The sequence below is a fragment of the Pseudalkalibacillus salsuginis genome, assembly GCF_021646685.1.
GTDB classification, from domain to species: domain Bacteria; phylum Bacillota; class Bacilli; order Bacillales; family Fictibacillaceae; genus Pseudalkalibacillus; species Pseudalkalibacillus salsuginis.
In genome coordinates this window covers 243736-267884 of record NZ_JAKJHW010000003.1, presented here as the reverse complement: position 1 = coordinate 267884, position 24149 = coordinate 243736, and the positions used below count along the sequence as shown (strand labels likewise).

The 24149-nt window shown below is 43.8% G+C and carries 22 protein-coding genes; 3 read left to right on the top strand and 19 right to left on the bottom strand.

Annotated features, from left to right (window positions below; translation table 11 throughout):
- Nucleotides 1–17: 17 nt before the first annotated feature.
- The 4 genes from L1611_RS10620 to L1611_RS10605 form a co-directional block, all read right to left on the bottom strand.
- Nucleotides 18–1460, bottom strand: coding sequence for an FAD-linked oxidase C-terminal domain-containing protein (locus L1611_RS10620; RefSeq protein ID WP_236313071.1), 1443 nt, complete (start codon nt 1458–1460; stop codon nt 18–20).
- Nucleotides 1461–1466: 6 nt separating this feature from the next.
- The gene (locus L1611_RS10615; RefSeq protein WP_407681719.1) at nt 1467–2867 is read right to left on the bottom strand and encodes a (Fe-S)-binding protein; all 1401 of its coding nucleotides are present in this window, start codon (nt 2865–2867) and stop codon (nt 1467–1469) included.
- Nucleotide 2868: 1 nt separating this feature from the next.
- Entirely contained in the window at nt 2869–4161 is a 1293-nt protein-coding gene (locus L1611_RS10610) for an FAD-binding oxidoreductase (RefSeq protein WP_236313070.1), read from the bottom strand.
- Between the two features lie 401 nt (nt 4162–4562).
- Nucleotides 4563–6740 (bottom strand): malate synthase G, encoded by a 2178-nt coding sequence (locus L1611_RS10605; RefSeq protein ID WP_236313069.1) that lies wholly within the window; start codon nt 6738–6740, stop codon nt 4563–4565.
- Between the two features lie 316 nt (nt 6741–7056).
- On the opposite strand from L1611_RS10605, the gene L1611_RS10600 reads away from it, so the two are divergent.
- Entirely contained in the window at nt 7057–7938 is an 882-nt protein-coding gene (locus L1611_RS10600; RefSeq protein WP_236313068.1) for a LysR family transcriptional regulator, read from the top strand.
- A 5-nt stretch (nt 7939–7943) separates the two neighbouring features.
- Here the strand turns inward: L1611_RS10600 and L1611_RS10595 are convergent, their stop codons facing one another.
- The 7 genes from L1611_RS10595 to secA all read right to left on the bottom strand — a co-directional run bounded on the left by L1611_RS10595 (nt 7944) and on the right by secA (nt 16975).
- Complete coding sequence (locus L1611_RS10595) at nt 7944–9620, bottom strand: YndJ family protein (RefSeq protein WP_236313067.1); 1677 nt, start codon at nt 9618–9620, stop codon at nt 7944–7946.
- Nucleotides 9621–9630: 10 nt separating this feature from the next.
- Nucleotides 9631–10311 (bottom strand): DUF4166 domain-containing protein, encoded by a 681-nt coding sequence (locus L1611_RS10590; protein ID WP_236313066.1) that lies wholly within the window; start codon nt 10309–10311, stop codon nt 9631–9633.
- Nucleotides 10308–11228 carry a DoxX-like family protein gene (locus tag L1611_RS10585; protein WP_236313065.1) on the bottom strand — a complete coding sequence of 307 codons (921 nt, stop codon included), beginning with the start codon at nt 11226–11228 and terminating at the stop codon, nt 10308–10310. The genes L1611_RS10590 and L1611_RS10585 overlap by 4 nt, the downstream gene beginning before the upstream one ends.
- Nucleotides 11229–11242: 14 nt before the next feature.
- On the bottom strand, nt 11243–11635 hold the full coding sequence (locus tag L1611_RS10580) for a thiol-disulfide oxidoreductase DCC family protein (RefSeq protein WP_236313064.1): 393 nt from the start codon (nt 11633–11635) through the stop codon (nt 11243–11245).
- 357 nt (nt 11636–11992) lie between these two features.
- Nucleotides 11993–12853 carry a YitT family protein gene (locus tag L1611_RS10575; protein ID WP_236313284.1) on the bottom strand — a complete coding sequence of 287 codons (861 nt, stop codon included), beginning with the start codon at nt 12851–12853 and terminating at the stop codon, nt 11993–11995.
- Between the two features lie 296 nt (nt 12854–13149).
- Nucleotides 13150–14251 (bottom strand): peptide chain release factor 2 gene (prfB, locus tag L1611_RS10570; RefSeq protein ID WP_236313063.1). Its coding sequence is split into 2 segments (ribosomal slippage): nt 13150–14178 and nt 14180–14251, totalling 1101 coding nucleotides; the frame shifts between segments, so codons are not numbered across the junction.
- 216 nt (nt 14252–14467) lie between these two features.
- Entirely contained in the window at nt 14468–16975 is a 2508-nt protein-coding gene (gene secA / locus L1611_RS10565; protein WP_236313062.1) for a preprotein translocase subunit SecA, read from the bottom strand.
- Nucleotides 16976–17069: 94 nt separating this feature from the next.
- Here secA and L1611_RS10560 point away from each other — a divergent pair, with 94 nt between their 5' ends.
- On the top strand, nt 17070–17354 hold the full coding sequence (locus L1611_RS10560; RefSeq protein ID WP_236313061.1) for a hypothetical protein: 285 nt from the start codon (nt 17070–17072) through the stop codon (nt 17352–17354).
- An 18-nt stretch (nt 17355–17372) separates the two neighbouring features.
- Here the strand turns inward: L1611_RS10560 and hpf are convergent, their stop codons facing one another.
- The 8 genes from hpf to flaG form a co-directional block, all read right to left on the bottom strand.
- Complete coding sequence (gene hpf / locus L1611_RS10555; RefSeq protein WP_236313060.1) at nt 17373–17948, bottom strand: ribosome hibernation-promoting factor, HPF/YfiA family; 576 nt, start codon at nt 17946–17948, stop codon at nt 17373–17375.
- 381 nt (nt 17949–18329) lie between these two features.
- Nucleotides 18330–18527, bottom strand: a complete 198-nt coding sequence (gene cspD, locus L1611_RS10550) for a cold-shock protein CspD (RefSeq protein ID WP_236313059.1) — start codon at nt 18525–18527, stop codon at nt 18330–18332.
- Nucleotides 18528–18696: 169 nt separating this feature from the next.
- The gene (gene pcp, locus L1611_RS10545; RefSeq protein ID WP_236313058.1) at nt 18697–19299 is read right to left on the bottom strand and encodes a pyroglutamyl-peptidase I; all 603 of its coding nucleotides are present in this window, start codon (nt 19297–19299) and stop codon (nt 18697–18699) included.
- 444 nt (nt 19300–19743) lie between these two features.
- The gene (locus L1611_RS10540; RefSeq protein ID WP_236313057.1) at nt 19744–20124 is read right to left on the bottom strand and encodes a DUF8042 domain-containing protein; all 381 of its coding nucleotides are present in this window, start codon (nt 20122–20124) and stop codon (nt 19744–19746) included.
- 6 nt (nt 20125–20130) lie between these two features.
- Nucleotides 20131–20481, bottom strand: a complete 351-nt coding sequence (fliT, locus tag L1611_RS10535; RefSeq protein WP_236313056.1) for a flagellar protein FliT — start codon at nt 20479–20481, stop codon at nt 20131–20133.
- On the bottom strand, nt 20482–20880 hold the full coding sequence (fliS, locus tag L1611_RS10530; protein WP_236313283.1) for a flagellar export chaperone FliS: 399 nt from the start codon (nt 20878–20880) through the stop codon (nt 20482–20484).
- Between the two features lie 35 nt (nt 20881–20915).
- Nucleotides 20916–22502, bottom strand: coding sequence for a flagellar hook-associated protein 2 (locus L1611_RS10525; RefSeq protein ID WP_236313282.1), 1587 nt, complete (start codon nt 22500–22502; stop codon nt 20916–20918).
- 18 nt (nt 22503–22520) lie between these two features.
- Nucleotides 22521–22871, bottom strand: coding sequence for a flagellar protein FlaG (gene flaG, locus L1611_RS10520; protein WP_236313055.1), 351 nt, complete (start codon nt 22869–22871; stop codon nt 22521–22523).
- Between the two features lie 122 nt (nt 22872–22993).
- Between flaG and L1611_RS10515 the strand changes: the two genes are divergently transcribed.
- The gene (locus L1611_RS10515) at nt 22994–24037 is read left to right on the top strand and encodes a hypothetical protein (RefSeq protein WP_236313054.1); all 1044 of its coding nucleotides are present in this window, start codon (nt 22994–22996) and stop codon (nt 24035–24037) included.
- Nucleotides 24038–24149 lie beyond the last annotated feature (112 nt).

The following is a 24149-nucleotide window of genomic DNA, read 5'->3' as shown; positions in this document are numbered from 1 at the left end:
TTTTTATGTCCAAAACTCTACATCACCTTTTTCACATCCATGCAGCGGCTTGGTGTCGGGAACAGCTTCCCGCTATTCAACAAGCCATCCGGATTGAACACGTCACGGACATTGGTCTGCGCCTCTAATTCTCCCTCGGTAAAAATGAAACGCATCTCCTCGATCTTTTCAATTCCTACACCATGTTCCCCGGTAATGGAGCCGCCTGCATCGGCACACGCTTTCAAACAGTCTGACCCAGCTTTTAACGCTTTTTCCGTCTCTCCAGGTTTTCTCGAGTCGAACAGGATCAACGGATGGAGATTTCCATCTCCCGCATGGAAAATGTTCGCAATCCTGAGCTCTGATTCCTCACTGATTTTCCGGATATTCCCAAGGACTTCCGGAAGCTTACTACGTGGGATCACCCCATCCTGGACAAGATAGTCAGGGGAAATCGCACCCATCGCTCCGAATCCGGTCTTCCGGTTCGCCCACCATCTTCCTCTTTCCTCTTCACTTTCTGCAACCTTCACTTCACGTACATTCCATCTCCGGCAGACATTCATGATCTCTTCGATTTGTTCAGCAATCCCTGCAATGATGCCATCCACTTCGATCAGCAGCAATGCTTCGATATCATCCGGGTGACCAACTGGATACGTTCCAGCCTCGACGCCTTCGATCGCTGTTTTATCCATCATTTCAAGTGCAGCCGGTACGATTCCTGCTGAGATGATATCGGACACAGCCTGGCTACCATCCTCAACATCATCAAAGTAAGCAAGAACGGTTTGTTTCCCTTCTGGATTCTTCAAAATCCGGACGGTGATTTTCGTTACGATTCCAAGGGTACCTTCAGAACCGGTAAGGAGCCCGAGCAAATCGTACCCTGGGGCATCCGGCAACCCGTTTTCACTGATCTCGATGATTTCCCCATCCGGCAGGACCACTTCAAGCCCTAATATGTGGTTCGTGGTCACACCATATTTCAGACAGTGTGCTCCTCCTGCGTTTTCCGCCACATTTCCCCCGATCGTACAGACATACTGACTCGATGGGTCAGGGGCATAGTAATAGCCTTTGTCCGCGATTGAGTTCGTTAGCTTCAGATTGACGAAACCAGGCTGGACGACCGCTTGCCTGTTTTCGAAGTCGACACTTAACAAATTTTTCATTTTCACTAGACTGATGATGACTTCTCCATTAAGTGGAATCGCTCCCCCACTCAAGCCAGTCCCTGCTCCCCGGGCCAGGAACGGCATTTTATGAGCTGAGCAATATTTTACGACGGCAGCAACCTCAGCTGTATCCTTTGGGAACACGACCGCTTTCGGCACCGCCTTATGAATCGTGAATCCATCACAATCGTAGGATAGGAGGTCTTCTTTTTTATACAAGATGGACTTCTCACCAACAATGCCGGCTAAGTGTTCAATGGCTGGATCTCTTGGTATTTTCTTCTTTTTTGTAAAAAACATCGTCAATCACCCCTCCCTTGCAGCTATGGTCTGTTTATCATCCGGGGTTCCTAAGCCATTCTTCTGGTCCTGTTGATAAGCCCAGTCGAGCAATTGGACGGTGTGGACGACCTCCGCCCTCCTGCCGTATTTCTGTACCCCGATCGCCATTTGCAGCATACAGCCAGGATTACCCATCGAAATCATTTCGACATCCCGCGGTACATTCTCCATTTTCCGCTCCAGGACGGCTCCTGCCATTTCCGGGTTCGTGATGTTATAAATCCCAGCGCTGCCACAGCACGTATCGGAATTCGGCTGTTCGACATACTCTACACCGTTGATATCATTGAGAAGTTTGCGTGGTTCATGCCGGATCCCCTGCCCATGAGCCAAATGACAGGCGTCATGATAAGTGATCCGCTTGTTCAATTCGCTATGCGGTTTTTCATAGCCGGTGTCATACAGATATTTTGAAATATCCTCGACTTTTTCGGCGAATTCTTCGGCTTTCTCTTTCCATTCAGGGTCATTCCGGAACAGCTCCGGGTATTCTTTTAACGCACAACCGCATCCAGCCGCATTGACAATGACTTTCTCCGCATCACGGAATGCTTCGATATTCTGCTTGGCGAGTTTTTTTCCGGTCCCGCGGTCCCCCGCATGAACATGAAGGGCTCCACAGCATGTCTGGTTTTTCGGTAAAACGACTTCATTACCGTTATAGGCCAGGACATTGATCGTCGACTGATTGATATCGGCGAACATGACATCCATGATGCATCCTGTCAGCATCGCAACCCTTGCTTTTGGCTTGCCGTTGGAAGGAATCACATCGACATCCTTGTATTTCTTATGGACCGGTTGTTGGATCGGAGGCATGATCGATTCCATCTCGACAAGATGCTTCGGCATTACCTTCAAGGCCCCTGATTTCCGAACGGCTTTTTGCAGGCCGCTCTTCTGGTAAAATTTCAGGATACCACCGACAGCATTCAATCGATTTTTATGCGGGAAAAGATCTTTCAGGAACAGGCGGCTCACTACTCCTTTCCAACCTTTCAACGGCATCGCTTGGCGGATTTGCCCCCTCGCCTCTTCAATCAATCCGCCGACATCGACGTCTGCAGGACACGCCGTCGTACATGCACGGCAATCAAGGCACTGGAAAACCGGATCCATGAAGTGTTTATTCACCTCCAGTTTTCCTTCTGCAACCGATTTGATCAGATGGACACGGCCACGGGGCGAATGCTGCTCCTGCCCTGTTTCGAGATAGGTTGGACATGATTCGAGACACATCCCGCAATGGACACAATCTGCCCACTTTTCCTCATCAGGGTGATCGTCCCATAAGTAATTGCTCAAACTATTGGAGGTGCAAGGCGGTTCGATATTCGTTTGTTGTTCCTTCATTTCTACAGCCATTTCATATCCCTCCTATAAAGCGCTTGTAATTCAAGGTGTTTTTGGGATCCGCTTTCCGTTTGATGCCTTCGAACAGGAAAAAGTAAGAAGGATTATCGTGCCAGGTGTCGATCTTTTTCCGGAGTTCAAATGGCAAATGCTTAATGGTTGTAAATCCTTGTTTTGTCCTGACAAAAACACGCAAGCTGGCAATAGTAGATGTGACTGATTCTTCTGGCCCTTTTAAAATGATGAAGCTCAAACCATGGCCTAGCCCTCCATGAGCATCCAGCTCTGCCTTGTTTCCTTGCTTCAGTCGCCGCACTTCCTCGAGGATGTCGAACACCTGCATGTTCTTGCTGCTGATTTTGACGGTCGCCAGAACATGGTCAGCTGGTTCATTTTCTTTCAATGCGTTCGGCTGGATGACGGAAAATCCCTTCCAAAATTCCCTCGATTCATCTGAAGATAAATTGGACAGGATCGCCGCATCCGGTTTGTTCGCTGCAACCCATTCCTCTTGGTAACGGACAGCCTTTTCCACATCCTCGAACGCGATCAGAAGAGTATATTCCTCCCGATCGAGCAGCTTTTTCGATAAAGAGGGGTTCACCAGTTCGAGTGATACCGGTTCAATCATCGAATCCTGCAGCTTCACCGTAAACGCTTTCAATTCTTCCAACCGATCTTCGTCGATCGATAAAAGGACCAGGCTTTCAAACTTTGGCAGCGGCCGTAATTTCATCGTGATTTCCGAGATCACACCTAACGTCCCCATCGAACCGATGAACAATTTGTTCATATCATACCCCGCCACATTTTTAACAACTTTCCCGCCTGTCCGGATAACACTTCCATCAGCATAGACGACCCTCAACCCGATGACCAGATCCCTGGCAGCCCCATACTTCAACCTTTTCGGACCGCTTTCATTCGCCGCAATGACACCACCGATCGTCGCCTCCTCCGGCCAGCTGGGATCTATGGAAACCATCTGCCCGTACTTTTTGAGGTATTCCTGTAGTCCCGCTATTGTCGTGCCAGGCCTTACCGTCACTGTCATATCACCGACAATGTGCTCAATGATCCCTTTATAATTGGCGAGTGAGAGAACGAGGTCGTATTCTTGTTTCACACCGCCATAACCGCGTTTCGTCCCCCTTCCCATCACTGAAATCTTTTTCCCTTCCTCATTTGCAGTGCGGAGGATTTGCTCGATCTCTTCTTCACTTTTCGGGGTGACCACGGACAACCCCGTATTTCCGTATTTTTCCGATAAAACAAGTTGTCCACCGCCGACTTCATTCAATTCCACAATATCCACCCCTTTTAGAGTGATCTCTTGTATTTGGATTCTTCGCAAGTGATCAACCACTGTTGTTCCTATTTATGTGTATTCAAGGTCAAAAACAGCATATGAGTACCTTATGTTCCGTTTTCAGCATTCTAAGGGACTCATAAAGCTCCTATGAGTACCTTAAGTTCTGTTTTCTGCGTTTTAAGGGACTCATAAAGCTCCTATGTGTACCTTATGTTCCGTTTTCGGCGTTCTAAGGGACTCATAAAGCTCCTATGAGTACCTTAAGTTCCGTTTTCGGCGTTCTAAGGGACTCATAAGACATTCATGATAGACATAAACCAACAGGATTACTTCACCGAATTTTAAAGAAAAGACCACTAACTGCACGTGAGTTAATGGTCTTATACTTTAAGCCGTTATTTCTGAGCCAGCATACGCTGTTTCGCTTCAATCCGACGGTGATGGAGGATCGGTTCCGTATAGCCGCTCGGTTGTTCGTACCCTTTGAAGACCAGATCGCACGCAGCCTGGAAACCGACCGAATTGTCATAGTCCTCAGACATCGGCTTATAATCCGGGTCACCAGCATTCTGTTGGTCAACAACCTTGGCCATGCGCTTCAACGTCTCCAATACCTGTTCTTCTGTACAGATTCCATGGTGGAGCCAGTTGGCCATATGCTGGCTGGAAATCCGCAATGTCGCACGGTCTTCCATCAAGTCGACGTTATTGATATCCGGCACCTTCGAACAGCCGATGCCATACTCTACCCAACGGACGACATAACCAAGGATCCCTTGCGCATTGTTATCCAATTCTTCCTGAATTTCCTCTGGACTCCAATCCGGATGGGCTTCAACAGGGATTTGCAGGATGTCATCTTTATAATCATCTGCCATTTCAAGTAGGATATTTTGCACTTCCTTTACATCGATCTGGTGATAATGGAGTGCATGGAGCGTTGCGGCGGTCGGAGACGGAACCCAGGCAGTACTCGCACCAGCCTCAAGCTGACTCCCCTTCTGTCTGATCATATCCGCCATCAAGTCAGGCATCGCCCACATTCCTTTGCCGATCTGGGCTTTACCCTGGAATCCGCTCGCAAGGCCGACCTGGACGTTTGATTTTTCATAACCCTGCAGCCATTTCGATGACTTCATCTCATGTTTACGGATCATCGGACCGGCTTCCATGGACGTATGCATTTCATCACCTGTGCGGTCTAGGAAACCTGTATTGATGAACACAATCCTCTCTTTCACCTTTTCGATACAAGCCTTCAAATTCAATGTCGTCCGGCGTTCCTCATCCATGACACCGATCTTCAACGTATTCCTTTTCACCCCGATCAGATCCTCTGTCCGATCAAAAAGTTCATTTGCAAAAGCAACTTCCTCTGAACCATGCATTTTCGGCTTAACGATATAGATCGAGCCCTTTTTCGAATTCTGATACCGTCCATTCCCTAGAAGATCATGCTTGGCAATTAGTCCAGTCACAACCGTATCGAGGATCCCTTCTGGAACTTCCTGGCCATCCCTATCCAATACCGCATGACTCGTCATCAGATGACCAACGTTCCTTGCGAACATGAGGGAACGTCCCGGCAATGTAAATAGCTTCCCATCAGGTGAGAAATATTCACGGTCAGGATTGAGCGTCCGGTTAACCGTTTTCAGCCCTTTGGAAAACGAGCTGGATAGATCCCCTTTTATCAACCCCAGGTAATTTTGATAGACGAGCACCTTGTCTTCAGCATCCACTGCTGTCACGGAATCTTCAAAGTCCATGATCGTTGTCAGCGCAGATTCGACGAAAACATCTTTTACACCCGCTCTGTCCGTCTGTCCGATCGGATGATCACGATCGATTTGGATTTCTAGATGGATGCCGTTATTCTTCAAAAGTACCGCTTCAGGCTCATTTTCATTGCCCTGATAACCGATAAATTGAGATTCATCCTTCAAGCGCGTCGTTTCGCCATTAAATAAAGAAACAGCCAGTCTACCGCCGACAATCGCGTAGCCCGTTACGCCCTGATACGTTCCTTTTGATAAAGGGACGGTTCTATCAAGGAAATCCTTCGCGTAAGAAATGACTTTTTCACCGCGAACTGGATTGTAGGATCCTTTTTGTTCCGCTCCACCTTCCTCGCTGATCGCGTCCGTTCCGTAAAGTGCGTCATACAGACTGCCCCACCGAGCGTTCGCGGCGTTGATCGCATAACGAGCATTGTTGACGGGGACCACAAGCTGCGGTCCAGGCTGTATCGCGATTTCATCATCGACATTCTCAGTCGATACTTTGATTTCCCCAGCTTCCGGCTCCAAATAATTCAACTCTCGTAAAAAGGACTTATACTCCTCAAGAGCGAAGTCTGTATTTGTTTTATGCCACTCGTGTATCCTGTTTTGCAATTCATCCCGCTTCTCCAGCAATTCTTTATTTTTAGGTGCAAGCTCATCGACGATCTTTTCCAGGCCACCCCAGAACGAAACAGCAGAGACTCCACTTCCAGGTATGGCTTCAGAATTGATAAAATCATATAAGACTTGGGCAACTTGGAGATTGCCGACTTTTACATATTCTGACATATGAATTCCTCCTATCGAGTATGGATCATGAACGGGCAATCTAGCCACTTCAATCTTTGACAGTTGTACGTATTAATCCTTTTCTTTTTAATGTTCAGAATTTACAAACGATTCATATATACTATCTTATAATAAAATGATCCATATCCATAATATATATTTGGAATGTTGATTATGCATTTTAGTTATAATAGACTTTCTATTAGAATAGAAACCTTGCAGATTATGGTACTGTGCCATCGCTTCCATTGGGGGTGTCGTGATTTCATTTTCATTTTACAAACCCACAATTACAAAGCAGGAAGGAGTGAGAATGATGGATATCCGTCACCTGGAATATTTTTCAGAGGTTGCACGACATTTAAGCTTTACGAAGGCCGCTGCCACATTACACGTATCGCAACCATCCATCAGCAAAGCGATCAAGCATTTGGAGGAAGAATTAGGGGTGTCTTTGTTTTATCGTTCCAAAGAATTGGAATTGACCGACGCCGGTAAAGCGGTGCTCATCAATGCCAAAAGTGTGTTGCAAGCCTTCCATAATTTGACCTCAGAACTTACAGACATCATGGAGCTGAAGAAAGGGGAAATCAGGATCGGAATTCCACCGATCATCGGAGCTGCTTTTTTTTCAAAACTGATCAGTCGATTTAAAGAAGCCTATCCTCTTGTTGTAATATCGTTGGACGAGGTCGGATCGAAGAGCATCAAACAAGGGGTTGAAGAAGGGTCACTCGATATCGGGCTCGTTTGCAATCTGCCGGACAACAAAGGGAATTTCGAAATAGTGAGGGTAATCAATGACCCATTGATGCTTATCGTACATAAGGAAAACCCATTGGCTAAGAAAAACGAAGTCGATCTGTCTGCCCTCGAAAACGAACCTTTCATTTTATACCGTCAAGACTTCACCCTTCATGACCGAATCCTGGAGGAGTGTTCAAAGAACGGTTTCACGCCGAACGTCGTCTGCCAGAGTTCGCAAAAGGATTTCATGATCGAAATGGTCGAGGCGAAACTAGGGATCGCCTTGTTACCTGGTAAAATCGCAAGCTCGATCACCAATCCACATATCAGGGCTCTCCCTTTAACGAATTCTAGTATAAGCCTTGAACTGGGGTTACTTTGGAAGAAAAATAAATACCTGCCATTCGCAGTCAGGGAATTCATAGAAATGTCAAAGGGGTTCTTGCCTTAAAGCGTTTATTTTAAGGTACTGCTGATTTCATAGTCGATTTTTAAGAACGATTTCGTAAAAAGGCTCATGTGGTGGGAAGCCTTCAAAAGGTTTGCCTTTTCATCAAACCAGACACTGAAATGCTCATCGATCGGAAGCTTGATTGCGAACCATTTCGTATGATAATAGATTCCTTCGTCACCATTTGAACGTTTTGTAAAGCTGGAAAGTCTCAATCCACTTTCGTCCTCTTCCATATGATCCATTTTCAAAATGCCTGTCATGTTTCCAAAGAATAGGGGCAAAGCAATATTCATATACCTCTCCCCCTTATATTGGTGGGAAGAATAAGCCGCTGCAAAAATCGATTCTCCATCTGCAGTCCTCCTGATCCAAGCCCGAACATCAGGCCTCCCATCCTTTTCCGAGATCAGTGGAATGATCTTTGAAGTCATTTGAATATGATCCATTCCATTAAGAGGAAGATTGATCTGCCCGATCCTTTTACTGATAGACTTATAGAGTTTGGAGAAAAAGACAAATCCGGGCTGCCACTGTGTATGGGAGTCTAGCTCATAGTTAAGTGTATTTTCATAGAACGATACTATTTCAGGATGCAGATTGCAGGAATGAAAGTCTTCACGATCATACGCTTCCATATTTACAATCAGACTATCATCGTGGAGATCTTGATCAACAAGATTGCTTCGATCGAAAAAGTCTGAACCCGTGTAAAAACGGCTGAAAATCTTGCTTGCAGGAATGCCGTAATGACTGTAATCCGCTTTTGGATGGATAATAAGCCAGCCGGCAATCCCGAAGAACACAACTAGTAATGCATTTGCGACCCCATGAAAGAGAACCATATTCGGAATGGAAATAATCGGCACATTCAATGCTCTACTGAACCCGTATAGGAAAGATAATGCCAGGGTTACAATGAGTGCAGAGGTTGATAAGAAAAGAAAGACACGCGGCAGCCAACTGATTTTCAGCAAGACATAAGTGAACATTTCAATACAATATAAAAGGAGTGCAGTGACAAAGATACCAACTGAAACAAACTCGAAGATCCGGGAATATGTAATACCGATGGCGATCAAGATCGGACCAGCAAGGATACCGAACGTAGCCAGCCTGTAAGTTTTAGAGAGCCGGTCCGTTTGATCTAAAAGGAATCGTCCAAGCAAGCCGTTGAAAATCGGCAATACAAATGCTGAAAAATGAAAGTGGATCGCCGTAAGCTGGATGATCGTCTTGCTGAAATGCATCACATCCATTCCGAAACGACCAATGACAAACCATACGCCCCCGAGGAGAAAGTACATCAACCCGATATCGATCGACAACTCCTCTAGTGGTCTGGTTCCCCTTGCACTGAATCTCGCAAAACCGTACAAAAAGACAACAACGGAAAAAACAAACCAACCAATAGAAAGAAACCCCGCGATCCATCCAGGGGGTGTGATAAAGGATAAGCCAGCCAATACCGCCATCGGCAACTGCAGAGTGAACGCAGCCGAATAACTTTTGAAATATATCCCACTCCGTTTCACCGTCTCGCTCATATACAACGTTAAAGGTACAGTGACAAAAATGGCGAATAATAAAAGCTGTTCAATTAGATTCAAGGTCACTGAGAACAAGAATATAAGCCAAATAAAGAAGCCGATACTTGCATTCATGACAGCTGTCTTTTTCATTTCCTAACACCTACTCTCTTGAATCGAACCTTTTCGGGAAGGCATACGCTGGGATTTGTTCACGCGGCATCGGCACAACATCCATCCCGAAGTGGCCTTTATACCTGAAAATCGTCCCAAAAATCATATTCTTCACCGTGACATCGATTGAAAACCGATTCTTTTTTTCATCAAACTCTTCTCGGACAGTAGCATGTCCGATTATTTGAGAGGGGAGTGATAGCCTTCTTTTTCCAAAATGGAAGTGTTGTCGGGATGATTTCATCCGTATCCCTCCGGTTTCTGTCACGTCTAATTCAATTCCGACCGGCGAAGCCTGGCTGTTTCCGAGATAATCCAGGATCCCCTTCCCTTTTTTGCTATAAACCATTGTTGCATCAAAGCGGCGGTCTGTATTTTTAAAATAAAACGTTCGGATCCAGGACATGGTTTCCCTGCCAAATGGATCTATAAATCCGTACTTTTCCAGCTTAAAAGGAATACCTGTGCCTCTTTCCGGAAATGTGACGTTCTTCTTGATCCCCATCTTGATGAATGGACGCATGAACCAACGACCACCTGCAATCTCCTCCATCGTACCCATACATATGATTGCTTGGTGATCTCCACTCGAAACCTGGAATTTCTTTTGAAGCATCGGATGGAGCATTTGGAACCTTTCTCCTAACGCTTTTTCATAGATTGAACTCAAGAGGCATCACCACGCATTTTCCGCTCACAATTCCTTGCTGACGGCAAATCCTTGTCATTGATAATTCCGATGGTCGATAACCCTGCCATTGCGAGGGTCAACGTAATCGGATTGAATGGTTCAACGAATATAATGGGATTGCTGAGGATCGCCCCGACCATCAGTCCGAGCAATAGGAAATTATTTATGTAAAATAAAGCTTTCTTTTTTAGTGGAAGGAAAAAGAAAACCCCGAATACGATTTCCAAAATGCCAATCAGATAAAGAAGCGTTTCTTCAAACCCGGTAAACAAACCCGATTCTTGAAGGATGGCGAGTTCACCTGAATCAGGAAAGAGCAGCTTCGGTACCAGCCCTTGATAAATCCAAACGAGCGCTAGAAGAGAGCAGATCATCCAATTGACCCCACTCCGTAACAAGGATATTTTGGGATGGATATTCTCTTCAAGCCATAGCCTGAGGCAATCAAAACTCCATGCTGTCGCCCATCCCATCAACGGCCTGAAAAAGAAGCGATCCATGATTTGACCCGGAAAGCCGAATCGGTTCGCGTAATCATACAACGTTACGAATTTTATTCCATCGCTTGTTGGTGTGTATTTCCAATAGCCACCACCCTTTTTTATAAGGGAAATCGGCATGTCTGTCCAAAACTTCAGTGATGAAGTACGCTCTCCGTTTTCATCCTCTTTCGTTCCGATACTCTCTCCCTCACCAGCTATACTGAGCCCAAACCCGATATTTGTTTTATACTCAAATCTCTGCGGTTCATCTTCACGTTTTTTCGGGAGATAAGTGATATTTGTGAAACGAAGATCCCATAGCTCATGTTGTTGTGGATCTTGCGTTGCCTCCCAGATCCGTTCCATATCTGTCTTGATGACCGACTCTACATAAATCGGTCTATTCCTGCTCAAATGATCACACCCTTTTAGTCTAGAAACCGGCTTTTGATATCCGGAGTAGGAATCATGCACGAGTCCCGTTTACCGAACCATTTATATCGGTTCCGTGCGATAAAATTATATATCACGTCTCTGATCGGAGTCGGAATGATTTTAAATACCGTGAAAAGACGCCAACCCCCGTTCAGATGACTGACAACTCTAAGTGCAGCGCTGGACTTTTGGTACGCTTTTCCGCCTTCAATCATGATGAAACTATCGAACTGATTTGGAAGATCGTACTCTTTTAAAAGCTTCTGGCCGGTTTCACTTTGCAAAGCAGCGAATTGGAATTTGGTATTCGGATCCCGTTTGATCACAAATTGGACGATCCCGTTGCACAAATTACATTCGCCATCAAATAAGAGGATTCTGCTCATGGAAATCACCCTCCTTATAGTGTTATTATACCATGACATATAAGCCGAATTTTCGTTTTATAGCCGATTTTGAAAGTTATAAGTGGATTTCCAATTTTATAAGCCGATCTTTACGAATTTGAAGAAAAGTGCAAAACATCCTGACCAGCCACGAAGGCCACTGGAAATTCGACGAGGAGGCTCGAACCAAACAAAGTTCAGTTCGCGCGGGTAAACACTTCGACCTAAATTAATGTGTCGACCGCCACAGGAAAGCTGAAGTGATCCAAGTGATTGCGTTGGAGCTAGACATTTCTTCACGAAACAAAATTTTTATGCTTTCTTATCTTTTTAAAAAGGACGTTTGAAAAGCTATTATTAGGATTGCGTAAACCCTTCTCCCAGCACTTCGTTCGCGTTGACGATAATGATGAAAGCTGACGGGTCCACCTTTTTGACATGTTGTTTCAGCCGAGTCACTTCAAATTGTTGTACCACGCACATGAGCATCGGCCGTTCGGAATCTGTGAAACCGCCAGTGGCAGCAATCCGTGTCACCCCACGGTCAATCTCTCTGAAGATCTCATCCCGTACTTCATCTTCCTGCTCCGTAATGATGTAAGCCATTTTCGAATATCCTAGACCCATTTGAACAACATCGATAGTTTTAGCCGTTAAAAACATTCCGATCATCGCATACAACGCTTGCTCAATGGAAAAGACAAATGCCGATGATAAAACGATTGCTCCATCAATCGAAAGTAAACAAAGGCCTAACGATAAACCGGTGTACTTATGGAGGATCTGGGCAGCAAGATCGATCCCGCCTGTTGAAGCCTTACCGCGGAAGACGATACCAAGCCCCAAACCTACCCCAAGACCTCCAAAAAGAGCCCCGAGTAACGGATCATTCGTAATTGGTTCTACCCCTTCGGACATATAAACGATGAACGGCAAAAACAATGTCCCCAGGAGGGTTTTTACACCAAAATTCTTCCCTAACACGAAGACCCCAGCAATGAACAATGGAATATTCAGTGACCATTGGACGATCGAAGGCATCCAGCCGAACAGGCTTTTCAAAATCAAACTGATCCCGACTACGCCGCCGGAAGCGATATTGTTCGGAGCTAGAAGCAGATTGAATGCTAGTGCAACAAAGGAGGAGCCAATCAGGACAAAAAAGTAATCTAACGCAATTAAAATTTTCGGATTGATACGGTTTCGACGAATTGCCATCATCATTTTATTCACTCACTTTTATCTTTAAGAAGTAATTATTAGTAGGTTCATAACCTAAAAAAGTATAACACTACCTTATGTTTTCGTAAATTTTCCGATAATTAAAACGAATGTGAGTGGGTAAAATCGGGTTTTGAGAAGAATTTTAGATTTTGGTCGAAACGTTGATTTAGAGGGATTCGACAGTATTTTCAAAGCTTTGAACAAACGTTTGATTGACAATGCAGGAGTGCGGTATAACTCCTGCAAATACGATAGGGACGGCATTTTTCAGCCATCCCCGTTTTGATTGTTTATTTGATTTTCGAACGCAGGTAGGCATCGATGAACGGATCGATTTCACCATCCATAACTGCCTGGATGTTTCCTATTTCCACATTCGTACGATGGTCTTTCGCCATACTATAAGGATGGAAGACATAGGAACGGATCTGGCTGCCCCACCCGATCTCCTTTTGCTCACCACGGATTTCATTGAGCTCTGCTTGCTGTTCTTCAATCCGTCTTTGGTAGAGCTTCGCTTTCAGCATTTTCATCGCACGTTCGCGGTTCTTGATCTGGGAACGTTCCGTTTGACACGAAACGACCGTGTTTGTTGGAACGTGCGTGATACGGACAGCCGAATCCGTCGTATTGACGTGCTGACCACCGGCACCGCTCGCTCGGTACGTATCCACCTTGATTTCATCTGGTTTGATATCAATCTCGATATCATCACTCAATTCCGGCATCACTTCACAAGATACGAAGGAAGTGTGACGGCGTCCCGATGAATCGAACGGTGAGATCCGCACGAGACGATGTACGCCTTTTTCCGTTTTTAAGTACCCATAAGCATTGTGCCCCTTGATGTTGAGTGTAACACTTTTTACACCGGCTTCATCACCAGGAAGGTAATCAACGGTCTCGACCTTGAAGCCCTTGTCTTCAGACCACCGCGTGTACATTCTGAGGAGCATGGACGCCCAGTCTTGAGACTCTGTTCCACCCGCCCCTGGATGCAATTCGAGTAATGCATTGTTCTTATCATGTGGTTCACTTAGGAGCAATGTCAATTCGAATTCGGAAAGCTGCTTGGAAAGCTCTTTCAGTTCATGCTCCAATTCAGTACGAAGATCCTCGTCCTCTTCTTCTTTCACCAGTTCATAGGAAACTTCCAAATTCTCGAAGGTTTCATTAAGCTCATTGAACTCATTGACGACACTCTTCAAGCCATTCACTTCGGTGATGACCGTCTGTGCATTGTTCTGATCATCCCAGAAATCACCGGCTGTCATCTGTTCTTCAAGCTCCGCAATACGAGCCTCTTTATGATCTAAGTCAAAGAGACCCCCTAAAGTCTTGGAGTCGCTTCTCCATTGCTGACAATTCTTGTTTAATTTCAACTAATTCCATAACACACGATCTCCCTTATTCCTATAAGATAATTGACTACTTTATTATAGCAGTGCCAGGCACCGGACCAGACCCCTTGGTATCACTGCATTCCTGATCGGTGCCTGGCACCATCTTGAAACCCTTGCTACGCCTGGCTTCTTCGAGTGTACCAGGCACCGTTGAATAAGCAAAAGAAAACTTGGCTGTTGCCAAGCCTTCTTTTTGATCTTATGGTCATGCACCGTGGCAGTGCTTGTATTTCTTGCCGCTTCCGCATGGACATGGTGCATTACGTCCTACGTCAGAACTCTTGCGGATCGGTTTTCTTTTCTGTTGTTCCTGCGCTTTCGGATCGACGGCTTTTCCTTCTGCGACTTTTTCACGCTGAAGGTTCTTCTCGACCTGTGCCTTCATGATATACGTCGATACCTCTTCTTCAATTTCTGCAACCATCGTTTCGAACATTTGGAAACCTTCAAATTGGTACTCACGTAATGGATCGTTTTGGCCATAGGCACGCAAATGGATACCCTGACGCAGCTGATCCATCGCATCGATATGATCCATCCACTTACGGTCTACAGCACGCAGTACGATGACTTTCTCAAATTCACGCATTTGATCCGGTTCAAGTTGAGACTCTTTACGATCGTACTCTTCTTTGACTTTTTCTAAGAACACATCAATGATTTCTTCGCGTTCTTTCCCTTTGATATCTTTTTCGGTTACGGCACCTTCATGCATGAATGTACCGTTCGCATAGTCGATGATCGCCTTCATGTCCCAATCTTCAGGAACTTCCTCTTCTGGTGTATGCGCCTCGACAATGCGCTCCACAGTCGACTGGATCATTTTTTCCGCGATTTCCCGGAGGTTTTCGGATTCAAGCACTTCTGCACGCTGCGCATAAATGATTTCACGCTGCTGCCTCATGACATCATCATACTGCAGCAATTGCTTACGAGCATCGAAGTTATGGCCTTCCACTCGTTTTTGCGCTGTCTCAACCGCTTTTGTGACCATTTTGCTTTCTAATGGCTGATCCTCTTCCATGCCTAGACGGTCCATCATCGCAAGTATGTTCTCAGAAGCGAATCGACGCATCAATTCATCTTCCATTGAAATATAAAATTGTGAAGAACCTGGATCCCCTTGACGACCAGCACGACCACGTAACTGGTTATCGATACGACGTGATTCATGGCGCTCCGTACCGATGATGTGAAGTCCCCCAAGATCTACAACACCTTCGCCAAGCTTGATATCCGTACCACGACCGGCCATGTTCGTCGCAATCGTTACGGCACCTTTTTGACCAGCATCTTCAATGATCTGTGCTTCCCGTCCGTGATTTTTCGCGTTCAAGATATTGTGTGGAACGCCTTTTTTCTTGAGCATTTGTGAAATCAGCTCAGACGTTTCAACCGCAACCGTACCAACAAGGACCGGCTGGCCTTTTTTATGACGTTCCGCGATTTCATTGACAGCCGCACGGAACTTCCCTTCTTGCGATTTATAAATGTAATCGGCATTATCGATTCGCGCAATCGGTTTGTTTGTAGGAATCACGACAACATTCATATTATAGATATTACGGAATTCCTCTTCTTCCGTCTTCGCTGTACCCGTCATACCAGCAAGCTTATTGTACATACGGAAGTAGTTCTGGAACGTAATCGTTGCGAGCGTCATCGATTCACGCTGGATTTGGAGACCTTCCTTCGCTTCAATCGCCTGGTGCAATCCATCGCTGTAACGACGGCCAGCCATCAAACGACCTGTAAAAGGATCGACGATGACAACTTCATCATCCTGCACAACATAATCCGTATCACGGTGCATGATGACATGAGCCTTCAACGCCTGGTTGATATGGTGATTGATTGACACATTGGAGATATCGAACAGGTTTTCAACCCGGAAAAAGCTTTCTGCCTTGGACATGCCTTCTTCTGTCAGCTGAACGTTCTTCGTTTTAATATCCACTGTATAATCTTCATCCTGTTTCAACTGGTGGATGAATTGGTTGGCGATCCGATAAAGGTCCGTCGATTTTGCAGCATTCCCTGAAATGATCAATGGAGTACGGGCTTCATCAATCAAAATCGAGTCAACCTCATCGACGATCGCAAAGTTCAATGGACGCTGAACCATTTCTTCCTTATATAGAACCATGTTGTCACGGAGGTAATCGAACCCAAGTTCGTTATTCGTCGCATAGGTAATGTCAGCATTATAAGCTTCCTTCTTCTCTTCCTTCGAAAGTCCAGTAACGTTAAGACCTACAGAAAGCCCAAGATAGTTATAAAGCTGCCCCATTTCCTCGGCGTCACGTGCAGCCAGGTATTCGTTGACCGTCACAACATGGACGCCTTTACCGGAAAGTGCGTTCAAATAAACCGGCATCGTCGCGACGAGTGTTTTACCTTCACCGGTTTTCATCTCCGAAATATTACCTTCATGCAAAGAAACCGCACCCATGATTTGCACCGGATATGGGCGCATATCAAGTACGCGTGTTGCCGCTTCTCGGACAACCGCGAACGCTTCAATCAAAATATCATCTAATGTTTCGCCTTTTTCAAGACGAGATTTGAATTCATCGGTTTTTGCTTTCAATTGTTCATGCGATAGTTTTTCCATTTCTGGACCGAGCACATCAACCTCGTCAGCGTATTTTTGAAGACGGGCTAATTGACGCTCGTTTCCAGTAGAAAACATCTTTTTTAACAATCCCATCATGAAGTAAGCACCTCTATTTACACAACTTTATTTGAAAAATCTTCTAACTATAGTCCATGCTTTATTTTAACAGTTTGAAGGAGGAAGGACAAGAATGCAAGGTATGTCCCTTGAAGGGTTTGACAGGGCAGCCGCTAACTTCAAGCTTCTATCCGCTAAAACCGTACCTTCCACTTGTACCAGGCACTATTTTGAAACCCTTGATACACAGGGATTTTCATCGGGTGCCAGGCACCGTTTCAAAACCCTTGGTATCACTGACTTTCTGAACGGTGCCTGGCACCTTCTTACTTCCCTTGGGGCAGTAGGGCGGAATTTTGGTGCCTGGTACAGTCTGAGGCGCACGATAAAAGACGTGGCCATCTGGCCACGTCTTTAAAATTTGCTATTTTGTCATTTATTCAATATCCGGGGCAATGAGTCCGTATTTTCCATCTTTCCGTTTGTAGACGACATTTGTTTCTCCTGATTCAGCATGTGAGAAGACGAAGAAGTTATGCCCTAGCATATCCATTTGAAGAATCGCTTCCTGTGTATCCATCGGTTTCAGATCGAAACGTTTGTTACGGACAACCTGGAATTCGTCTTCATCCTCTTCTTCCTCAAGAAGTGTTGTCGTGGAAGGAGCTACATTGCCATTTCCATTGGCAAAGGCGAATTTGATCGCGCCACCCTGGCGAAATTTACGATTTACTTTTGTTTTATGTTTTCGGATTTGTCTTTCCAATTTCTCAACTACTAAATCAATGGCAGCATACATGTCATCATGCGATTCTTCAGCACGCAATAACAAACCTGGCATAGGAATCGTCACTTCAACTAGCTGCTCGTTATTGAACACCTTCAGGTTGATGTAAACATCTGAGTTTGGAGTACCATCAAAATAACGCTCGAGCTTACTAACTTTCTTTTCCGAGTAGTTCCTCAATGCTGGTGTTACCTCAATATTATCTCCACGAATATTAAAGTTCATGAGAGACTCCTCCTTTCGGTGTTTATATATATTTCGCTATACCCCTTAACAATTCCTTCATAAACAAGAAAAGAAACTCAAAAAATATGACAATTTTTTTAAATTTCAGTCTTTTTTAGGGAAATTAATCAAAACAGCGAAATAAAAAGAAAAACACGCGATGTTCACGCCATGCTTCTGACGTGTTATAGACAATTTTCGACACACATTCAAAGGAAGTGTAGAGGTCTTTCGCATCAATGTAAAGGAACTGTTAAGAGGGTATAAAGTTAGTATTGTGATCCCATACACCTATACCCTTGATGATAATAAAAACCCGCTCCTCAAAATGAGAAACGGGGGATATTGCTTTTAATTCAAACCCTAAAAAAGGAATGTGAATTAAAGCTTTACTACATTTGAAGCTTGAGGTCCACGATTACCTTCAACTACTTCAAACTCAACGTCTTGACCTTCTTCAAGAGTTTTGAATCCGTCAGAGCTGATTGCAGAGTAGTGTACAAATACGTCGTCTTGACCTTCAACCTCGATGAACCCGAAGCCCTTCTCTGCGTTGAACCATTTAACTTTTCCTTGCATGTAATTCACATTCCTTTCGTATTCAAAAAATCATGTGGAATTTCCACAATAAGAGTATACAACGTGACAACCTTTAGAGTCAAGATTCCGAAAATGTTTAGTAAAAATAGACCAGTTATCAGACGACTGTCCTTGGGACTCCTTTACTGCCATAAGGGTTTTGAAGGTTTTACTCCAGCTCTCCGACAGCGATTTCCACCGCATATCGAATCGTCTCCAAGGGCCATCCAGACAATTCATAATTCTTAACCGAAAGCTCGAAGGATGCTGGTACATGGATGAACCCCGCAGGTATGGATTTCCCGCTTACTTCTATATAATGACGTACTGAATACATGACATTGTTGCATAAGTAAGTCCCGGCTGAATTGGAGATCATTGCTGGAATACCATTCTCCAGCAATGCATTCACCATTTGACGGATCGGTAACGTTGAAAAATAAGCATCTGGACCATCCTTTACAATCGGTTCGTCAACTGGGACACGCCCTTTGTTATCTGCAACACCGTCATTGACGTTGATCGCAACCCGTTCCGGTGTAATCTTATCCCTCCCTGCTGCAAGTCCAAGTGAGATTATCGCATCCGGCCCCAACTTCTGTATAAACCCAAGCAGAACGTCAGCCGAACGGCCAAACTCAACCGGGAGGACCCGACCTATCACCTGATAATCACCAATCATCTTCCCATCAAGGGCCTTAACGATCAGTTCCGTCGGATTGACCCCATGATCCAAAAAGGGCTCGAATCCCGTTAACAATAACTTTTTCATATACAGTACACTCCCTTAAACATTCACATGACTTGCAGCCACTCCAATATCAAAACACCTTGCAACCTTATAAGTTGTAATGTATTTTACCCTCGTGTTTAGTTTACGAAAGCACTATCCTCTCTTAATGTCCGATAAAATCCGCTAAATTTTAAAAAATTTGGGATACATGACACGGTTTCCTTTCATAATAAAAGCGTAAACTCCCTGTTCAGCCACGCAGGTCACTGGAAGTCCAACGATGTGGTTCGAACCAAACAAAGTTCGGTTCTGCGTGGGTAAACACTTCGATTTAAATCAATGTGTCGACCGCCGCAGGAGGTCTGAAGTGATCCAAGTGGTTGGGCGTTGGAGCTGGACATTACTTCTCCGAAAACAATATTTTATCCTTTTTATAGTAAAATAAAAAGCCCGGATCGACTCCAGGCTCTCGAATAATATGTATTAGTGCAGTAAATAAGGTTCGAACTTCGCTCGCATTAGGATGCTCCATGAGTTGAACGCCGGGATCAACTTCGATAAGATAATGTCTTTTTTCCAATCCTCATGATAAAAGTTCACTTCTAACTCTTCTATGATTTCAATGATCGATTTGAACATCTGGATTTCGTATAATACTTCTTCCCCAAATGCTGTCATCAACGTTTGGTTCGCCATTTCAAATTGCGAAAAAGCAATCAATATATCACCAAGCATTCGATCGCCAGCATCATGTTTTTCCTGTCTATATTGCTCATTTATATAGCCAAAGCCCTCTTCAACAATTTTAAGCAACTTTACATACTGACTGATCACTTCGTATTGTTTCTGATCTAATGCTAGCATCCCGACCTACTTCCTCTTATCAAAAAACATTCCGTCAGCACTATTCCCTTGATAAGGATTTGCATACTTCGTATTGTTCGTCCGTTTCGTCCTGATTTTCATGAGCTGTGCTTTGATCTCTTGCAGCTGTTTGTCCAGGTAAGGCTGGATCAGCTTGTTGATTTCAACAAGCTGCTTTCCCAACTCTTTCTCTTCTTTATTGTAATTACCAGTCAAACGTTCAATCAATTTCTGCCTGTATTCGATATACTCATTGAGCTCCTCGAAGTAATGATCTGGCTCTTCTTCTGGCAATCCCATTTTCACATGGTCATAAAGCTTCTCTGTGTGTTCCAACAACTCTTGCACCGCACTCATTTACGCCTGGCCTCCTGCCCCATAATTCGCTTTTCGATTTTGCTGGATAACCTGCTTCCACGTATCTCGGAACTCTACAGTTAATCCTTCCACTTCTTCAATGATTGCGATCTCATTTTTCACATTTGCTTCCATCAACCGGCGATTCATGTAATCATAAAGATGCATCATTTGGTTACCAACAGGGACATCCGTATTCAGCGTCACCATCAGCTCCTGGATAATCTTTTGAGCCTTCAGCAAATTCGTATTTTTGTCCTCGATTTTTCCTTTTTCAATAGCTGCTTTTGCCTGGTTTAAAAATTTCAAGCAACCGTTGTACAGCATTAACGTCAATTCACCTGGAGACGCAGTTCCGACTGAGTTCTGTTGGTACGTTTGGTATGCATTTAAAGACATGGTCAATCAAACAACTCCTTAGAAGTTTTTACGGCTTACATGCCGCCGCCAAATTGATTCATCAAAAACATAGACTGTTGATTCATCCGGCTTATCGCTTTTTCCATTGCCGTAAACTGACTCCAATAACGATCCTCGATTCCGATCAATTTTCTTTCAAAGTTACTGATCCGTGAATCAAGATCGGTCATGTTACGCCCTAACGAGAACTGCTGGTTTGTTTTTAAGCTGTTACCTGCTCTAACTTCGATCTTTGTCATAGTATCCGAAATAGATTCACGAAGACGACGAGCAATGCCTTGCTCACTGGTCGTTTCACCTTTACTCATGAACAATTGGTAAACAGCATTCGGGTCATCCTGGATCGCTTTTTTGAGCTTATCCGGGTCAATGATCAGTTTCCCGCCGTCACGGTAATTACTCGATGTTTTAATACCGATTTGAGCGAGCTGATTATAGTTCGATGAAACATTCGCGCCTGTAACTTGCGAGTAAAGACCTGAGCGCATAGCATTCAATCCGCCAGATAAAATCGTATCACCCCTGAGCATCCCGCTCTTCGCCTTCTCTTCCCAAAGCTCGACTTCACGATCTCCCATATCCTCACGCTGCTCTTTCGTCAAAGGCAGGTAAGAACGATAACGTGTTTCGCCGATCTCACCGTTGATCTTTTCAATTGTCTCATTATATTTATCGACAAACTTGACGATCGAGTCAAAAATCGAATCCGTATTCTGAGTAACAGATACGTTCGCCGAACCAACCTGTTTCAAGTTGTAGGTGACATCGTTGATTGTGAATGTGTTCGTTTTTCGCGTAGTAGCATAACCATTATAGGTAAACTCAGCATCTTGGCCGACTGTTTTCATGGTTAGCTCCACAGTTCCGTCTCCATTGGAGTCTCCCAGTTCATTTCCTGCCGATGCATTAGTAAAACCGAGCGAGCTGAAAAACTCAGCCGTTTTAGTACTGTCAGCAGATCCGTCATCAGTAATGCTTAACTTCGCTCCACTACCTGTATTTTTCATGGTAAGGACAACTTTATTGGTCGCTTCATCGTAAAAGGCAGATACCCCTAATGAAGTATGGGAGTTGATCTTTGACATGATATCATTGATCGAATCAGTCGAAGGATCGATGTCTAGCGTAATATCGCTTGCTAGTGATTCGCCTGGTTTGATCACACTTAATTTCAAACTAAAAGGAGCTGCAAATGAACCTGCAGTGTTGAAATCAACATCTTGTAAAAGTGTATCACCGTCATCACCACTGGCAGGATCAATAACGGCTGTTTCGGAATTGTACCTTGCTGCACTAGCAAGTCTGGTTACATCAATCGTAGTCGTTGTTGCTGCAGCATTACTACCTGCAGTTGCTGATACCACCGCTTCATTCGAACTGGCTGTCGATTTCGTCAAATAAGTCTTTTGTCGATAGATGCCATCAAAAATCAATTGGTCAAGATCCTTCAACAGTTTGTTCATTTCACGATAGTCATCACGCTTCCACTCAAGCAACTGCCTATCCTGATTCATTTTATCGAGAGGAATTCGTTCCGCCCTCATCAAATCCTTGACGATCTGGTCGATGTCCATTCCACTGGCAAGGCCACCAATACGCATGTCCATTCTATTTCACCTCTAAATTTTTTCGTCTACGACAATCCCCACTAATTCCGCCATTGCCGCATACATATCTAAAAACTTCTTATTCGGTATCTCTCTAATGACCTCTTTCGTCTTGTCATCAATTACCTGAACATAATACCGATCCAATTTTTCATGGAGCTCGAATTTCAAAGATGTTTGGGTAGGTAGTAAGAAGTCATTCATACTCTCCACTTTTTCCTGTAGATCTTGTTTCGATAAAACGACATCCTGATGTTTGTGATGTTCTTTTTGTTCAGCTTGATATTCATTATTCTGAGGTTCTAATTTACCTTCCTGCTTCGGAAAAACTGAAGGAGATGAACCGACATTCCCTACACTCATAACCGCTCCCCCTACTATTCTTATCTCTACTATTTTTATCGGTAAAAAAATCAATAACTTAAGTAAAACATGATATAATTTAAGGGAACATATGTTCCTATAATGAAGGAGGCTTTTTTGTTATGGATGAGATAATTGTGTATATTAAAAAGCATTTCCCTTTTGAAAGTACAGAAAAAGTGGCTAAGTATTTAAACCTCTCTGAATTTAAAGTACGGACAATTGCAAAGAAAAATCATATTAACAAAAATGAAGATTACTTAAATGAACTTAAAAATCAGTTAGTGAAGAATAGAAGAAAGTGGTATGAGGAGAACATTCCTAGCCTTTCACCAACTTTTATACAAGAGCAATTACTCTATGGTAGTTTACTAGGAGATGGTTATATTAGCCTAGGCGCAAAACGGAGTATTAATTTTGCTTATCAAGAACATTTTGGGGAGTCCCAAAGAGATTATAGAGAATGGAAATTATCACAACTAGAAAACCTGGGTTTTACAATAAACGGGAATTATCTACGCTCAGGCAGTCACCCCTACTTCACTAGTTTAAGAAATGTCCTTTATAATGGCAGTTCAAAAGTCCTCACTGATAACTTCCTTAGTAAATGTATGCACCCCATGTTTTTAACTGCACTTTACCTAGATGATGGAAGCCTTTCAATGACTACTCGATTGAATAAAAACAAAAAAACTGTTTATTGTACTCCAGGTATAACTATTTCCACATTAAACTTTAAGAGAAATGAGAATCATAAACTAGCAAATCATATTAATATCCTATTTAAAACGAATTTTGTAGTATCAAGCCACCCTCATGGTCATGGATCCCTATTAAAGATTAATAAAGTAAAGGAAGTTCGTCAATTTTTACAGATAATAGCTCCTTATTCAAAATGTATACCTTCAATGCAATATAAAACAAATATCGAAAAGAAAATTGAATCTATTTCGAATCGTATATACAAAAAATACGGAAGAAATATAACTATTCAAACAAGCTCTTCAGATAACCAACAGAATTACAGTTATGAAGAAATTAAACGAATTATTACATTGAAACAATCAGGAGTGAAGGATAAAGAAATAGCCAAAAGTTTAAACAGAAGTTATTGGTCTATCGTATATAAAGTTTCAGAGTTACGTAAAGATGGTCGCCTCGATTGAGACGACCATTAATTTGAAATTGATTAACGAAGAAGTTGAAGAACTCCTTGTGGTTGTTGGTTGGCTTGCTTCGCCGCTATGTCTTTCGATCATAGAATAGACTATATCTTCA

Bases quoted from the DNA above. Each gene is read 5' to 3' on its own strand.
- L1611_RS10620 (WP_236313071.1), bottom strand. From the start codon at position 1,460: ATGTTTTTTACAAAAAAGAAGAAAATACCAAGAGATCCAGCCATTGAA.
- L1611_RS10615 (WP_407681719.1), bottom strand. From the start codon at position 2,867: ATGGCTGTAGAAATGAAGGAACAACAAACGAATATCGAACCGCCTTGC.
- L1611_RS10605 (WP_236313069.1), bottom strand. From the start codon at position 6,740: ATGTCAGAATATGTAAAAGTCGGCAATCTCCAAGTTGCCCAAGTCTTA.
- L1611_RS10600 (WP_236313068.1), top strand. From the start codon at position 7,057: ATGGATATCCGTCACCTGGAATATTTTTCAGAGGTTGCACGACATTTA.
- L1611_RS10595 (WP_236313067.1), bottom strand. From the start codon at position 9,620: ATGAAAAAGACAGCTGTCATGAATGCAAGTATCGGCTTCTTTATTTGG.
- L1611_RS10580 (WP_236313064.1), bottom strand. From the start codon at position 11,635: ATGAGCAGAATCCTCTTATTTGATGGCGAATGTAATTTGTGCAACGGG.
- L1611_RS10575 (WP_236313284.1), bottom strand. From the start codon at position 12,853: ATGGCAATTCGTCGAAACCGTATCAATCCGAAAATTTTAATTGCGTTA.
- secA (WP_236313062.1), bottom strand. From the start codon at position 16,975: ATGATGGGATTGTTAAAAAAGATGTTTTCTACTGGAAACGAGCGTCAA.
- L1611_RS10560 (WP_236313061.1), top strand. From the start codon at position 17,070: ATGCAAGGTATGTCCCTTGAAGGGTTTGACAGGGCAGCCGCTAACTTC.
- hpf (WP_236313060.1), bottom strand. From the start codon at position 17,948: ATGAACTTTAATATTCGTGGAGATAATATTGAGGTAACACCAGCATTG.
- cspD (WP_236313059.1), bottom strand. From the start codon at position 18,527: ATGCAAGGAAAAGTTAAATGGTTCAACGCAGAGAAGGGCTTCGGGTTC.
- pcp (WP_236313058.1), bottom strand. From the start codon at position 19,299: ATGAAAAAGTTATTGTTAACGGGATTCGAGCCCTTTTTGGATCATGGG.
- L1611_RS10540 (WP_236313057.1), bottom strand. From the start codon at position 20,124: ATGCTAGCATTAGATCAGAAACAATACGAAGTGATCAGTCAGTATGTA.
- fliT (WP_236313056.1), bottom strand. From the start codon at position 20,481: ATGAGTGCGGTGCAAGAGTTGTTGGAACACACAGAGAAGCTTTATGAC.
- fliS (WP_236313283.1), bottom strand. From the start codon at position 20,880: ATGTCTTTAAATGCATACCAAACGTACCAACAGAACTCAGTCGGAACT.
- L1611_RS10525 (WP_236313282.1), bottom strand. From the start codon at position 22,502: ATGCGTATTGGTGGCCTTGCCAGTGGAATGGACATCGACCAGATCGTC.
- flaG (WP_236313055.1), bottom strand. From the start codon at position 22,871: ATGAGTGTAGGGAATGTCGGTTCATCTCCTTCAGTTTTTCCGAAGCAG.
- L1611_RS10515 (WP_236313054.1), top strand. From the start codon at position 22,994: ATGGATGAGATAATTGTGTATATTAAAAAGCATTTCCCTTTTGAAAGT.